Annotated in this window: 11 protein-coding genes and 1 riboswitch; of the genes, 4 read left to right on the top strand and 7 right to left on the bottom strand. The window is 65.8% G+C overall.

Going from position 1 to position 14,806, the window contains the following annotated elements; genetic code table 11:
• Positions 1-77: 77 nt before the first annotated feature.
• The 4 genes from HDIA_RS04295 to HDIA_RS04280 form a co-directional block, all read right to left on the bottom strand.
• Positions 78-1,058, bottom strand: a complete 981-nt coding sequence (locus tag HDIA_RS04295; protein WP_099558696.1) for an ABC transporter permease — start codon at positions 1,056-1,058, stop codon at positions 78-80.
• A gap of 86 nt (positions 1,059-1,144) precedes the next feature.
• The gene (locus HDIA_RS04290; protein ID WP_099554694.1) at positions 1,145-2,629 is read right to left on the bottom strand and encodes an FGGY family carbohydrate kinase; all 1,485 of its coding nucleotides are present in this window, start codon (positions 2,627-2,629) and stop codon (positions 1,145-1,147) included.
• A gap of 3 nt (positions 2,630-2,632) precedes the next feature.
• Positions 2,633-3,583: a transketolase family protein gene (locus HDIA_RS04285; protein WP_099554692.1), complete on the bottom strand. Its 951-nt coding sequence runs from the start codon at positions 3,581-3,583 to the stop codon at positions 2,633-2,635.
• Positions 3,580-4,461, bottom strand: coding sequence for a transketolase (locus HDIA_RS04280; RefSeq protein ID WP_245884155.1), 882 nt, complete (start codon positions 4,459-4,461; stop codon positions 3,580-3,582). The genes HDIA_RS04285 and HDIA_RS04280 overlap by 4 nt, the downstream gene beginning before the upstream one ends.
• A 283-nt stretch (positions 4,462-4,744) precedes the next feature.
• Between HDIA_RS04280 and HDIA_RS04275 the strand changes: the two genes are divergently transcribed.
• The gene (locus HDIA_RS04275; protein WP_099554691.1) at positions 4,745-5,722 is read left to right on the top strand and encodes a sugar-binding transcriptional regulator; all 978 of its coding nucleotides are present in this window, start codon (positions 4,745-4,747) and stop codon (positions 5,720-5,722) included.
• Positions 5,723-5,759: 37 nt separating this feature from the next.
• Positions 5,760-6,542, top strand: a complete 783-nt coding sequence (locus tag HDIA_RS04270) for a glucose 1-dehydrogenase (RefSeq protein ID WP_099554689.1) — start codon at positions 5,760-5,762, stop codon at positions 6,540-6,542.
• 84 nt (positions 6,543-6,626) lie between these two features.
• Here HDIA_RS04270 and HDIA_RS04265 read toward each other — a convergent pair whose 3' ends face one another.
• The 3 genes from HDIA_RS04265 to HDIA_RS04255 form a co-directional block, all read right to left on the bottom strand.
• A complete protein-coding gene (locus HDIA_RS04265) occupies positions 6,627-7,061 on the bottom strand; it encodes a 6,7-dimethyl-8-ribityllumazine synthase (protein WP_099554688.1) in 435 nt (144 codons plus the stop codon).
• Positions 7,062-7,145: 84 nt separating this feature from the next.
• A riboswitch (FMN riboswitch) is annotated at positions 7,146-7,301 on the bottom strand.
• A gap of 148 nt (positions 7,302-7,449) precedes the next feature.
• Positions 7,450-8,616, bottom strand: a complete 1,167-nt coding sequence (locus HDIA_RS04260) for an acetate/propionate family kinase (RefSeq protein ID WP_099554686.1) — start codon at positions 8,614-8,616, stop codon at positions 7,450-7,452.
• 3 nt (positions 8,617-8,619) lie between these two features.
• Entirely contained in the window at positions 8,620-9,564 is a 945-nt protein-coding gene (locus HDIA_RS04255) for a bifunctional enoyl-CoA hydratase/phosphate acetyltransferase (protein ID WP_099554684.1), read from the bottom strand.
• 225 nt (positions 9,565-9,789) lie between these two features.
• On the opposite strand from HDIA_RS04255, the gene HDIA_RS04250 reads away from it, so the two are divergent.
• Both HDIA_RS04250 and HDIA_RS04245 read left to right on the top strand, forming a co-directional pair.
• Positions 9,790-11,298, top strand: coding sequence for a S10 family peptidase (locus HDIA_RS04250; RefSeq protein ID WP_099554682.1), 1,509 nt, complete (start codon positions 9,790-9,792; stop codon positions 11,296-11,298).
• Positions 11,299-11,640: 342 nt separating this feature from the next.
• Positions 11,641-14,805 carry a vitamin B12-dependent ribonucleotide reductase gene (locus HDIA_RS04245; protein ID WP_099554680.1) on the top strand — a complete coding sequence of 1,055 codons (3,165 nt, stop codon included), beginning with the start codon at positions 11,641-11,643 and terminating at the stop codon, positions 14,803-14,805.
• Position 14,806: the final 1 nt, after the last annotated feature.

Raw genomic sequence — 14,806 nt, 5'->3', positions numbered from 1 at the left:
CTCGCCGGGCGAATTCCGTTCGGCATGCCGTAAAGCCGGCATGCCTCCTTGCGCGCCGACCTTTGCGCGTTGGCCGCCTACTGGCGGCGCTTGCGGACCGTGTCCGCCGCCACCGCCAGTGCGATGACGAGGCCGATGATTACCTGCTGCACGAAGGGCGAGACGTGGAGCAGGTTGAGGCCGTTGCGTAGGAAACCGATGATCAGGACGCCGACTGCCGTGCCGGCGATGCCGCCGACACCGCCGGAGAGGCTGGCGCCGCCGATGACGACCGCCGCAATGGTGTCGAGTTCGTAGCCAAGGCCCGAACTCGGCTGGGCGGAGTCGAGGCGGGCCGACAGGATCACCCCGGCAATCCCGGCCATGAAGCCGCAGAAGACATAGACGCCGACCGTTGCGGCGGCGACGCGCACACCGGCAAGCCGGGCAACCTCGGGGCTGCCGCCGATCGCATAGAGTTCACGCCCTGCCGGACGGAAGCGCAGGAAGGCCCAGGTCACCAGCGTGAAGAAGAGCATGACGGCAACGGTGGCGCTGAGCAGGCCGAAGTGCCGGATGATGGCAAGGTTCGAGAACCAGTCGGGAAAGCCGATGATCTGCTGGCCGTCGGTGATGATCGACGCGATACCGCGCGCCATCGACATCATCGCCAGCGTCGCGATGAATGGCGGCATGTTGAGCTGCGTCACCATCAGACCGCTGACAAGACCGGCGACGGACGCGGCAAGGAGCGCGGCCATGATCGCCAGCGGAAAGGGAACGCCGACCCAGTTGCCGAGATAGCCCATCACCATGGCCGACAGCGCCAGGACCGATCCGACCGAGAGATCGATGCCGCCGATCAGGATGACGAAGGTCATGCCGATCGCCATGACGCCGATCACCGTGATCTGGTCCATGACGTTGAGGAAGTTGCGCATGGTCAGGAAGGTGTCGCTGGAGAAGGCCAGGAAAACGCAGAGCGCGATCAGGCCGAGAAACGGGCCGGTCGCGCCGCTGCCAAGGCGCAGGCTCCACTTTCGCGATCCGGCCTCCGCCCCGCCCGATGCCGTCGTCATTGTCATCGTTCCTCTCCTGTCCGACCCGTCCGGTCGTCGTCATTGTCCGGCCGTGGGCCGGCTGTTCTGGTTTCGTCCGGCCTTCTTCAGGCCATTCCGCTGCTGAGAGAGCGGGCAACGGCGCGCCGCCAGCCCGCGCGCTTTGCCGCGCGCGAGGCTTCATCAACCGCCGGGGTGTAGACGAGCCCGCCGCGATCCAGCTCGCCGAGCGAGCGGAGATCGAAGAGCCCGGCCGAGACACCGGCCAGATGCGCCGCGCCCATCGCGGACAGTTCAGCGGTTTCGGTCGTCTCGACGGGAAGGCCGATCATGTCGGCCTCAAATTGCATGAGTTGTGCATTTTTTGTCGGTCCGCCGTCGACATGAAGACGATCGACGGCGACACCGCTTTCACGCACCGCATCGATGAGATCGGCGATCTGGTGGGCGATGGAGTCGAGCGCCGCACGGGCAACCACCTCCCGTTTGGTTCCAAGCGCAAAGCCGGAGAGGGTCGCCACCGCCACCCCGTCCCACCAGGGCGCGCCGAGGCCGTTGAAGCCCGGCACGAGGTGGACATTGCCGGCATCCTCGATCAAGGCCGCCATGCGCGCGAGTTCGTCCGTTCCGACGCCAAGAAGGTCGGCGGTCCAGATCAGCGTCGAGCCCGCCGAGCGGATGTTGCCCTCGAAGGCCAGCATCGGCGCGTCGATCCACCAGGCGAGCGTGACGCAGAGGCCCTTGTGCAGGCTTGCGCCGTCGTTGGTCGCGGGCCGGTCGAGCAGGCCCATCACGGACGAGCCGGTGCCTTGCGTCGCCTTCACGGGCCCCGGCGCAAAGGCGCCATGGGCGAAGAGCGCGGCGTGGGAATCGGCGAGGACCGCCGTGACCGGCACGCCATCGGGAACGGGCGCGAGACCGCGAACCGCCGGAAACGGCCCCGTCGAGGGAACGATGCGCGGCAATGCTGCGCGCGGAATGCCGAAGAGCGCCAGCAGCCTGTCGTCATAGTCGGCCTTCGCGACATCGACGAGTTGCATGCGCGAGGCGTTGCCGGCCTCGACCAGTGGCTCACCGCCGAAGCGCGAGAGCAGGAACGCGTCAATCGTGCCGACGACGATCTCGCCGGCGTCTGCGCGCCTGCGGTCCGGGTCGATACGGTCGAGCAGCCATTTCGCCTTGGCGGCCGAGAACATCGGATCGAGCGGCAACCCGCTCGTCTTGCGGACATAGTCGCTGTGACACTCGGCGCGCAACTCCGCACAAAGACCTTCGGTCCGCTGGTCCTGCCAGGAGAGCACCGGGGTCAATGGCTTGCCGCTTGACCTCTCCCAGATGACGCAGGATTCGCGCTGCGTGCTGAGCCCGACGGCCACGATCCTCCCGGCCGTTTCGGGTGTGACCGCCGCGGCGACCGCGCGCTGCACGCTCTGCCAGATTTCAAGCGCATCCTGCTCGACCCAGCCCGGCTGGGGCGCGCTCTGGCCGAGCGGCGCCGACCCGATGGCCACGACCTTGCCTGCCGCATCCACAAGGAGGCTCTTGGTCGAGCTTGTGCCCTGATCGATGGCGAGGATGAGCGGTGACGCCATCGCTTATCCCTTCAGTTCGAGCGCCGCGGCGACGATGCCGTCGCGGCTGAGGCCGAAATGATCGAGCAGGAATTCGGCGCCGCCCGTCGGCGCGAACCCCGGCACGCCGAGCAGGCGCATCGGAACGGGGCAATGGCGAACGACGGTTTCGGCGACGGCAGCGCCAAGGCCGCCTTCGACCATGGCTTCTTCCGCCGTGACGATGGCCCCCGTCTCTTTCGCCGCCTCAATGATGACCGCTTCGTCGAGTGGCGTGATCGTCGACATGTTGACGACACGCGCCGAGATCGACCGGGCCGCCAGCGCGTCGGCAGCTTCGAGCGCACGAGACACCAATGTTCCGGTGGCGATGATCGTGAGATCGCGGCCCTCGCGCAGCACATCGGCCTTGCCGAAGCGGAAGGGTTCCGATGACGTCGTCACCGAGGGAACCTTGACGCGCCCGACACGCAGGAAGGCCGGCTTGCCTGCGCCAAGCGCCCAGCGTACGGCGGCGCTCGTCTGTTCCGGATCCGCCGGCACGACGATGGAAAGGCCCGTGATCGCCCGCAGCCAGGACAGATCCTCGATGGAATGATGGGTCGGCCCGAGTTCACCATAGGCCATGCCGGGGCTCATGCCGCACAGAACGACGTGATAGCCGTTGTAGGCGACATCCGCCTTGATCTGCTCCAGCGCGCGGCCCGTCAGGAAAGGCGAGGCGGCACAGACGAAGGGCACGAAGCCGCCGTTGGCAAGACCCGCCGCAACGCCGACCATGTTCTGCTCGGCGATGCCGACATTGATCAGCCTGTCAGGGAACTCGGCCTTGAAGCCGTTGAGATTGCTGGAGCCGACACTGTCGTTGCAGACCGCGACGACGCGCGCATCGGCACGGGCGAGTTCGATGAGCGTTTCGGCGAAGGCCTGACGGCAGTCGAAGATGGGGGCCGGGGCGACGGCAAGCGCACTCATTGTCCAAGCTCCTCAAGCGCCTGACGCACCTGCTCTGGCGACGGCACCTTGTGGTGCCACTCGACGCGATCCTCGATGAAGGAAACGCCCTTGCCCTTGGTGGTGTTGGCGACGATGCAGAGCGGCTTGCCCTGACGGGGACGGGTGAAGACCTCGAAGAGCGCCGCATGATCGTGACCGTCGACCTCGACGGCGTCCCAGCCGAAGGCACGCCACTTGTCGGCAAGCGGATCGAGCCGGGCGGTCTCCTCGGTGCGTGCGCCCTGCTGCAGGCGGTTGCGGTCGACGATGGCGACGAGATTGTCGAGACCGCGATGACCGGCGGACATCGCCGCTTCCCAGTTGGAGCCTTCCTGCAACTCGCCGTCGCCGAGAACGACGAAGGTCTGCCAGTTGGCGCCGGAAAGACGGGAGGCAATGGCGCTGCCGACGCCGATCGGAAGGCCATGACCGAGCGGGCCGGTGTTGGCCTCCACGCCCGGCACCTTGTTGCGGTTCGGGTGGCCGTTCAGCGCGGAGAGCGGCTTCATGAAGGTCGGCAGCAGATCGGGACTGATGAAGCCGCGCAGGGCGAGCACCGAATAGAGCGCGGCGGCGCAATGGCCCTTGGACAGGATGAAGCGGTCGCGCTGCGGGTGCGAGGGGTGCGCCGGATCGAGCCGCAGCACCGAAAAGAAGAGCGTCGTCAGGATGTCGGAGACCGAAAGATCGCCGCCGATATGACCTGCGCGGGCGGCATCGATCGTCCTTACGACGGAACGACGAACATCGCGGGCGGTCGCGGAAAGCCGTCCGGCCCGCTCCTCGGGGGAAGCGTCCTGCCAGACGACCGGATGCCAGTCTTTCGGCATCTCCACGGCCAGAGCATCTAGGGTCACGTTGAACTCCATGAATATTTATTCATTGACGAATTGATTTCCAGAATAGGCTTGTGCTAGGACTGCGTCAAGAGAGGCGCAGACGAGCCTATCCTCGCCAACATGCTGCAACAGCGAGGATATTTTTCGCACTGCAAAATCCCTTGGTACGCAACGACAATCACCGGATTCCCGTGATGCATCTTTTCTTTTTCATTCATGTAGGAATATATATTCAGACGATGACCTCAATTTATTAGAGGCCAAAAATAATGGGTGGAACGCCCGACGGGGACCGGATGTCATGAGCAGAACCCACGAACTTCGCCTGATGGCCCGCATTGCCCAGCTCTATTACGGCGAAGGCATGAAGCAGGCGGAGATCTCCAAGCTGCTGCATATCTCGCAGGCCAGCGTGTCGCGCCTGATCACCAGGGCGCTTAGCGAAGGCATCGTGCGGATCACCATCGCCGCGCCGCGCGGCACCTTTCCGCAGACCGAAGCGGCCCTGCGCGATCGCTACGGGCTCGACGAGGTGATCGTCGCCGACTGTTTCGAAGACCGCGAGGACGCGATCCTTGCCGCCATCGGGGCCGCCGCCGCGCATTATTTCGAGACGACGATGACCGACGGCGAGGTCATCGGCATTTCCTCATGGAGCGCCTCGCTCCTGCGCATGGTGGACGCCATTCATCCGCTGAAGCGGGTCAAGGCCGAGCGCGTCGTCCAGATTCTCGGCGGCATCGGCAATCCCTCCGTCCAGAGCCATGCGACGCAACTAACGACGCGGCTTGCCGAACTCGCCGGTGCGGAGCCGATGCTGCTGCCCTCGCAGGGCGTTGCCAGTTCCTCGGCGGCGCGGCTCGTCATGCTGGGCGATTCCTACGTGCGCGGCACGATGGACCAGTTCCGGCGGGTGACGATGGCTCTGATCGGCGTCGGCGCGCTGCAGCCCTCGGTGATGCTTGCCAACTCCGGCAATTCCTTCACGGGCGAGGAACTCAACGATCTCGCGGCGCGCGGCGCGGTCGGCGACATCTGCCTGCGCTTCTTCGACATCGACGGCAAGCCGGTCGGCGGCCCCTTCGACGAGCGGATCATCGGCATGAGCCTCGACGAACTGAAGACGGTGCCGCGGGTCGTTGCCGTCGCGGGCGGCGAGCGCAAGGTCGCGGCCCTTCACGGCGCGCTGCAGACCGGGCTCATCAACGTCTTCGTCACCGACAAATTCACGGCCGAGAAGCTGGCGGAATGGCCGGCCGGCAACGGCATTCCTCAATAGTCACACACGAATAGACATACGCGACCGGGAGGACAGCATGGCGCGATTTGACGGAAAGACAGTGGTGATCACGGGAGGCAGCCGCGGCATTGGCGCGGCCATCGCCCGCAGGTTTGCAAGCGAGGGCGCCTCGGTGCTGGTGTCGGCCAACGAGGCCCTCGTCAAGGACGTGGCCGAGTCGATCACTGCGAGCGGTGGCAAGGCCGCAAGCTTCATCGCCGACGTCACCGACAAGGCGAGTGTCACCGTGCTCTACGACGAGGCGGAAAAGGTTTTCGGCGGCGTCGACATCTCGGTCCAGAATGCCGGCGTGATCACCATCGCCAAGATCGAGGACATGACCGAGGCCGAGTGGGACAAGGTCATGGACGTCAACACCAAGGGCGTTTTCCTGTGCTGCCAGGAGGCGATCCGGCGCATGCGCGCGCAAGGGCGCGGCGGCCGGCTGATCAACACCGCCTCGGGCCAGGCGCGCGAGGGCTTCATCTACACGCCGCACTATGCCGCCTCCAAGTTCGGCGTCGTCGGCGTCACGCAGAGCCTTGCCAAGGAAGTCGCCAAGGAAGGCATCACCGTCAACGCCTTCTGCCCGGGCATCATCGAGACCGACATGTGGGCCTACAACGACGAGGTCTGGGGCAAGCTCTTGGGCGACTACAAGCCCGGCGAACTGATGGCGGAATGGGTGGAAGGCATCCCGATGGGCCGCGCCGGCTCGGGCGATGACGTCGCCGGCCTCGTTGCCTTCCTTGCCAGCGACGACGCGGCCTATATCACCGGCCAGACGATCAACGTCGACGGCGGTCTGATCATGTCCTGATCGACGATCAGGAGCATTTGCGAAGAAGTGCGGCCGGATCGGATGATCCGGCCGCTTTTGTCTCGTGTCAGGACCTGAGAGGGATCAGGCGGCGAGCGACATGCGCGTCTTGCCGATCATCAGGGCCGCCTCGGCGGCCTCCCTGCCCTTCTTGACGAAATGCTCGCGGAAGATCGCGCGGTGATGGTCCGTCTCCTGGAAATGATGCGGGGTCAGCGACACCGAGAGGATCGGAACGCCCGTGTCGAGGCTGACGCGCATCAGGCCGTCGACAACGGCGGCGGCGACGAAATCATGACGGTAGATGCCACCATCGACGACGAGGGCAGCGGCCGCGACGGCGGCATAGCGATGCGACAATGCCAGATCGCGGGCGACGAGCGGCATCTCGAAAGCGCCGGGCACGTCGTAGACGTCGACCTGGGAAGCGGGAATGAGTTCCAGAAATCCGTCGAGGGCCCGGTCGACAATGTCGGCGTGCCAGTTGGCTTTGACGAAGGCATAGCGGGTGTGCGTCACGTAATCGCTCCTTTCACGGGTTATGACACCGCACCCAAGGCGATCACGCACAAGCCGGCGCTCCCCGGCAACGGGGATCGGCTCATCCGTTCTCTCTCATCCGGACTATGACCGTCGGCCCAGGCCTCTCACCTGGTCTGCTGACCCTTCCTCCAGTACGCTGGCGGGAAGGCGCTCGCGGGCTCGCGGCCAAAGCCGCATACCGCCGGTGGGGAGTTTCACCCCGCCCTGAGAACGAAGCGACCGTAGCACCGCGATTTTCGCCGCGCCAGCGCCATATGCGGAATTCACTGTTCACCGAAAGTGATGCCCGAAAGCGGGAGTCGGGTCAAAGAAGCCAGGGGGACGTTCGAGCCTTGCGGGCCAAGCGAATTGACCGGACCTCCGCTTACTCCTTTGCGATGAGGCGCGCGGTGTGGCGCGCCACGATCAACTCCTCGTCGGTCGGAATCACCCAGGCAGAAACCTTGCTGTCGGTTGCCGAAATACAGCGCTCGCCGTTGCCGGTATCCTCACCGAGCCGAAGGCCGAGCCAACCGAAAGCCTCGGCGACGGCGCTGCGGATCGGGGCGGCGTGCTCGCCGATGCCCGCCGTGAAGACGAGCGTGTCGAGCCCGCCAAGCACCGCGATCAGACCGCCCAACTCCAGCGTCAGCCGGCGCAGGTAAAGCTCAACGGCGTCGCGTGCCTCGAGCGCCCCACTCTCCAGCAGGGTCTTCATGTCGCCGGTCAGTCCCGAGACGCCCTTCAGGCCGGCCTCGCCATAGAGCAGCGCCTCGATCTCGTCGGCGCTCATGCCACGACGCAGCAGCCAGAGAACCAGTCCGGCGTCGAGCTCGCCCGGTCTCGTCGCCATCATCAGGCCGGAGAGCGGGCTGAAGCCCATCGTGGTGCCGACGTTGACACCGTCCTTGAGGGCACAGAGGCTGGCGCCGCCGCCGAGATGGGCGATCACCACACGGCCGGACGCGGCCCGTGGGTCCAGCCGGGCGAGCCGGCGCGAGACATATTCATAGGAAAGACCGTGGTAGCCGTAGCGCCTTGCCCCCTCGGCGGTCAACGCGCGCGGCAGGCCGTAGCTGCTCGCGACCGGCGGCAAACCGCGATGGAAGGCGGTATCGAAACAGGCGACCTGCGGCAGGTGCGGATGCAGCCGGATCAGCGCCTCGATGGGCTCGATGTTGCGCGGCTGGTGCAAGGGCGCGAGCGGCACCGAGGCCTTGAGCCGCTCCAGTTCCGGCCCGTCGATCAGGCAATGCTCGGCGTTCTCCAGTCCGCCGGTGGCGACGCGATGTCCGATGCCGATCAGGCCGCCAGGGCCGAGATGGCCCTCGATCCAGCCGATCAGCGCGGCGATCAGTCCGTGGACATCGCTGGCCCGGTCCGCATTCCAGCCGTCGGTGGGAAGCGGGCCGTCAGCTCCCTTCGCCGCGAGCGTCGGTTCGGACCCGATGCCGGCCAGCTGGCCGCTCAACTGGCGGCTGAGATCGCGGCGGAGGAGCGCGAATTTCAGGCTGGTCGAACCGGCATTGAGAACGAGAATACGGCCCTGCATGGTTCAACCCTTCACTGCGGCATCGGTCTTGGAGACGCGGGCATGCGCAAGCATCGCCGCGACGGCGGCCGAAGCCATCCGCGCCTTGCGCCCGTCGGCGCGGCTCGTCAGCACGATCGGAACCCGCGCGCCGAGCACGATGCCGGCCGCCTCCGCGCCCGCGAGATACTCAAGCTGCTTGCTGAGCATGTTGCCCGACTCCAGATCGGGCACGATCAGGATGTCGGCCTGCCCGGCGACTGGCGAGGTGATGTGCTTGATCTCGGCCGCCTGCAGGTTCACCGCGTTGTCGAAGGCGAGCGGTCCGTCCAAAAGTCCGCCGGTGATCTGGCCCCGGTCGGCCATCTTGCACAGCGCCGCGGCATCGATGGTGGACTGGATTTTCGGATTCACGGTCTCGACGGCGGAGAGGATCGCGACCTTGGGGCACTCCAGGCCGAGGACGTGGGCAAGATCGATGGCGTTCTGGACGATGTCGGCCTTGTCCATCAGGCCGGGCGTGATGTTCACGGCGGCATCGGTGATCATCAGCATTCTCGGATAGCTCGGCACGTCGAAGATGAAGACATGCGAGGTCCGGCGATGGGTTCGAAGGCCCGTGGCGTCCTGCATCGCAGCATGCATGAAGACGTCCGTGTGCAGGCTGCCCTTCATCAGGATCTGCGTCTTGCCGGCAAGGCAGAGCTCCACGCCCTTCGCGGCCGCATCAGCCTCGCTCCCGACTTCGGCGGTCTGGAAGCCGGAGATATCCAGCCCTTCTTTTCCGGCGATTGCGACCATCTCCGACGCGGGACCGATCAGCACCGGCTCGATGACCCGTCCCGCCGCCGCATCGCAAACGCCTTCCAGTGCCACGGCGCTCAGCGGCCAGACCACCGCGGTCGGTATGGGCGGCGTCGCCTTCGCATCGTCGAGAAGACGGGAAAACACATGATGATTTTCGGCCATCGCCCTCTACTCCACCATTGAAAGGAGGCTGTTGGTATGGCGCGCGAAACGGTCAGGGACCCTTGCTTTTTGCTGCGCTGCAGCGAGATTTGTCAAGTAAGGGGGAACAACGATCCCGGGAACGTGATCGGGAAGGCAGGCGGGAAGGCAGACGAACGGCCCCGGCTGCTCTACGTTTGAACCAATGACACGCAACGGCAGAAAGAAAAGCGTTAGGGAGCAGACATGACGATGGCAAGGATCCTGACCGCCGCCACGGCGCTGCTGCTGCTTGTGACCGCCCCCTCACAGGCGGAGCAGCAGGCGGCACCCGGGAAAACGGAAAGCAGCACCGGCGGCATCTTCAGTCTCATACCGGCGGATTCAACGAGCGAGCACACGCTCAAGACACCTTCGGGCGATCTTGCCTACGAAGCGACAGTCGGTTCCCTCGACCTTTTCGGGCAGGACGGCCAGCGATCCGCGAAGATCGTCTACACGGCCTACACCGCCAAGGATGCGCCTGCCGGCAGACCCGTCACCTTCGCCTTCAATGGCGGCCCGGGAGCGGCGTCGGCCTATCTGCATCTCGGTCTTCTCGGGCCGAAGGTGCTGGATTTCGGGCCGAAGCACGACGATGGCACGACGCCGGTTCTGCACGACAACCCGGACAGCTGGCTCGCCTTCACCGATCTCGTGATGATCGACCCCATCGGCACGGGCTGGAGCCGGGCGGCCAGCAGCGACCAGGCCAAGGGCTTCTACGGCGTTCGCGCCGACGCGGACAGCCTTGCCAAGGCCATCGCCCTCTATGTCCAGAAGAACGACAAGCTTGGCGCGCCGAAATATCTGCTCGGCGAAAGCTATGGCGGCTTTCGCGCGGCCAAGGTCGCTTCCGCCCTGAAGGACCGCCAGAGCATGCTCGTCTCGGGCATCGTGATGCTGTCGCCACTCATCGAGGGGCGGTTTCTAGCCAACAGCGGCGAGGATCCTCTCTCGGCGGCGCTGCAACTGCCTTCGCTCGCCGCAGCGGCAATGCAACGGGACGGCCGTTTCTCATCGGAACAGCAGAGAGAGGCCGAGCACTTTGCGATGACCGACTATCTTGTCGCTCTTGCCGGCCCCGGACCGGCCGGCACGGAGGCGGACAGCCTCTATGCCAGGATCGCCGGCCTCACGGGTATTCCCAAGGACGACGTCGCCCGCACGCGCGGCTTCGTCGGCCGCATCTACGACAAGGAAATGGCCGGCGCCGACAGGATCGTGAGCCCCTATGACGCGGCCTACTCTGCCCCGGATGCCTATCCCCAGGCAGCCGGCAGCCACAATGACGACCCGATCCTCGACGGCTATACCCGTGCCTATGGCGCGGCGTTTGCCAGCTATGCCCGCCGCGATCTCGGCTTTGCCTGCGACATGACCTACGAGCTTCTGAATGGCGATGTGAACCGGAGTTGGGACTGGAACGATGGCCACGACGCCCGGACGCGGTCGGACGCGAGCGCATCCGGCGACATCGCCGACCTGCTGTCGGTCATCCCGACATTCCGGCTGCTGATCGCCCATGGCTATTCCGACGCGCTGACGCCCTATGGCGTGAGCCAGTATGTGCTCGACCACCTGCCCCGGGATCTTGCCGCGGGGAGCACGGCGCTGAAGACCTACAAGGGCGGCCACATGTTCTATACGGACCCGGCTTCCCGGCAGGCCTTTTCGAATGACATGCGCGACTTCTTCGAGGGCGGAAAGACCTGAGAGGCGCTGAAACCCGGGATCGGCGCACCCTGCGGCTGGAGATCAGCAGGCCATGCCAGTCCTGCGCGCAACGCCCCTGACGCGGTCTTCTCGCGCGCTCCGGTAGAGGTTCCCGTTCGCGGGGCGCGGATCGTCACAGGGCCGCCTTTGTTTCTGCGCAGTTTCATTGCGGTCCGGCCGTTAACCTTAATTGAAGATTCGTAAATTCCTAAGTCCCACATACGGACCGTTTACGTTAATAATTAGTTGCGGCGGCGTGACAGAGACAGTTTTGCCTCAAAAGAAAGGCATCCGACCGACGAGAGGGCTGGACAGGCAGAAACCCATGCGGCGGAGGCCAAGATGCAGGTATTGCGTTACTTCACACTGGAGACCGAGGCCGTCTTCGAAGGTCTGCAGTTTGTCGAATATCCCATTGAAATCCGGCATGTCGGCGGCGCGGTCGCCTTTCGCTCCGACCATGTGACCGTGCCGAAAGGCTGGAGCCTTCTGGCGGCCGAGATCCTTGCCCGGAAATACTGCCGGCGCAATGTGGTGCCGCGGATCCTGAAGCCCGTCCCCGAAGAGGGCGTGCCGGCCTGGCTCTGGCGCAACATCCCCGATACCGAGGCGCTTGCGGCCTTGCCGGAGGCCGAGCGCTTCCTGAGCGAGACCGACGCACGGCAGGTTTTCGGCCGGATGGCCGGCTTCTGGACCTACTGGGGCTGGAAAGGCGGTTATTTCGACAGCGAGGCCGACGCGGTCGCCTTCCATGCCGAATGCTGCCACATGCTGGCGTCACAGCGTTTCGCCCCCAACAGCCCGCAGTGGTTCAATACCGGTCTGCATTGGGCCTATGGCGTCGACCAGGCGGCCGAAGGGTATTTCCATGTGGACCCGGCGACCGGCAAGGCACAGGCGGCGACCAGCGCCTATGAACGGTCCTTCGTCCATTCCTGCTTCATCCAGTCGGTCGGCGACAGCCTCGTCGCCGATGGCGGCATCGTCGACCTGATCGCGGTGGAAGCGAAGATCGCGAAATTCGGTGCCGGCACCGGGGCCAATTTCTCCGCGATCCGGGCAGCGAGCGAAAAGCTCAGCGCCGGCGGCCACGCCTCCGGCCTGTTGACGGCGCTGAAGGCGTCGGACCGCGCGGCGCCACTCGTTTCGGCCAAGGGATCGACGCGGCAGGCCTCGAAGATGGTGCTGGTCGACGCCGATCATCCCGAGATCGAGGACTATATCGAGTGGAAAGTCGAGGAAGAGCGCAAGGTGGCGGCAATCGTCGCCGGGTCGCTCGTCTGCGACGAACATCTTGCCTCCATCTATGACGCCGCCTGCGGCATACCGCCGGACATGCCGCTGAAGCAGGCGATGTCCGCCTTCCGCGACCTGCGCGTCGCGGTGACGAGCGCCAGAACCCACGGCGTGCCGGACAATGCCATCCTCAGCACGATCGCGGAGGCGCGCCTCGGCGAACCGCGCACGGCGCAGCGCCGCTTCGACGCGCACTGGGACAGCGAGGGCTACCGCTCCGTTTCCGGCCAGAATTCCAACAACTCGATCCGGGTGACCAACCGCTTCCTGGCGGCGGTCGATGCCGACGAGGACTGGGATCTCGTCGAGCGGACCACGGGCAAGGTGGTGCGCAAGGTCCGCGCACGCGGCCTGTTCGACCGGATGGCGCGGGCGGCCTGGGCTTCGGCCGACCCCGGACTGCAGTATGCCGACACGATCAACGAATGGCACACCTGCCCGGCGGAGGGGGCCATCAACGCCTCCAACTCCTGTTCGGAATATCTCTTCCTCGACGATACGGGGACGACGCTCGCCTCTCTCAACCTGCGCAGCTTCAGCCGCGACGGCGCGTTCGACATTCCGGCCTTCGAGCATGTCGTCCGCCTGGTGACACTGGCGACCGAGATCTCGGTTTCGGCTTCGCTCTATCCATCGGAGCGCATTGCCGAGCGAACCCACGCCTATCGGCCGCTCGGCCTCGGCTTCACCAATCTCGGCGGCATGCTGATGGCCTCCGGCATTGCCTATGACAGCGATGCGGGCCGCGAAACATGCGCCGCGCTGTCGGCCCTTCTCGCCGGCTGCACCTATGCCGCTTCCGCGGAGATCGCCGCCGATGTCGGACCGTTCGCCGGCTTTGCGCCGAACCGGGAGGCGATGCTGCGGGTCATCCGCAATCATCGCCGCGCCGCCTACGGCGAGGTCAGCGGCTATGAGGGCCTGTCGACATTGCCGGTGCCGCTGACCGGCAGTGCCGGTGCCGATCCGGCGCTGGTCTCGGCCGCGCGCCGGGCCTTCGACCGGGCACTCACCCTCGGCGAGCGCAACGGCTATCGCAACGCCCAGGCGACATCGATCGCGCCGACCGGCACGATCAGCCTGGTGATGGACTGCGACAGCATGGGCATCGAGCCCGACTTCGCTCTCGTCAAGCACAAGACGCTGGCCGGCGGCGGGCATCTCAACATCATCAACCGGGCCGTTCCCGAAGCCCTGCGGGCGCTCGGCTACGGCGCCGGCGAGATCGAGGCCATCGCCCGCTATGTTACCGGCTATCGCACGCTGGCCGACGCTCCGGCGATCAATCATCAGACGCTGCGCCAGCGCGGCTTCGACGATACGCTGATCGCCAGCATGGAGCGGGCGCTGGCCAAGGCGCCGAATCTGCGCCAGGCGATGGCGCCGGATCATCTCGGCCCGGCGCTGCTGGCCGGTCAGTTCGGCCTCTCCGATGCGGACATGGCGCAGGATGGTTTCGATCTGCTCGGACGCCTCGGCTTTGCGCCGAGCGAGATCGAGGCGGCCGACGCGCACTACTTCGGTCATCTGACCCTGGAAGGCGCGCCGGGGCTCAATCCGCGCCATCTGCCGGTGTTCGACTGTTCCGTGCCGTGCGGCGCCTTCGGCGTGCGGTCGCTGTCGGCCGAAAGCCATCTGAAAATGATGGCCGCGGCGCAGCCCTTCGTCAGCGGTGCGATCTCCAAGACGGTCAACCTGTCGGGACAGGCGAGCGTCAACGATTGCCGGGACGTGCTCAGGGAAGGCAAGGCTCTTGGACTGAAGGCGATCGCGCTCTATCGCGACGGCTCCAAGCTGTCGCAGCCGCTGATGTCGGCGAATTCCCTGCCCTCCGACCACCTCGGTGCGACCGGACCGACAGAGGCGACGCGGACGAGCGCCCTGCTTGCCTGGCAGGCGGAACGCATTGTCGGCGAGTGGGCTGCCCTTGCCCGCGAGCGTGGACCGGAGGGAGAGGCGACCCGCCATCCGCATCTTGCGCCGGTGCGGGCGGTCGGAACCGGCGAGAGCGACACGCCTGCCCTTCCGGCAAGCGGGATCGGGCCGGCATCGACCGTTGCACCCGACATGCTCGACGCGCTGATTTCGTCCGTGCAGCTTGCCCTGACCCACGGTGCTCCGGTGGGGCAGGTCCGCGACGCGCTGCTGCAGCCGATGATCGAGGCTCGGCAGCAACGGGATGCCGCGCGCCTGCAGAGCCGCGTCAACTGAC

Origin of the sequence: Hartmannibacter diazotrophicus (genome assembly GCF_900231165.1) — a bacterium.
In the GTDB taxonomy this organism is placed as follows: Bacteria; Pseudomonadota; Alphaproteobacteria; order Rhizobiales; family Pleomorphomonadaceae; genus Hartmannibacter; species Hartmannibacter diazotrophicus.
This window is presented reverse-complemented; position numbering and strand designations above follow the sequence as displayed.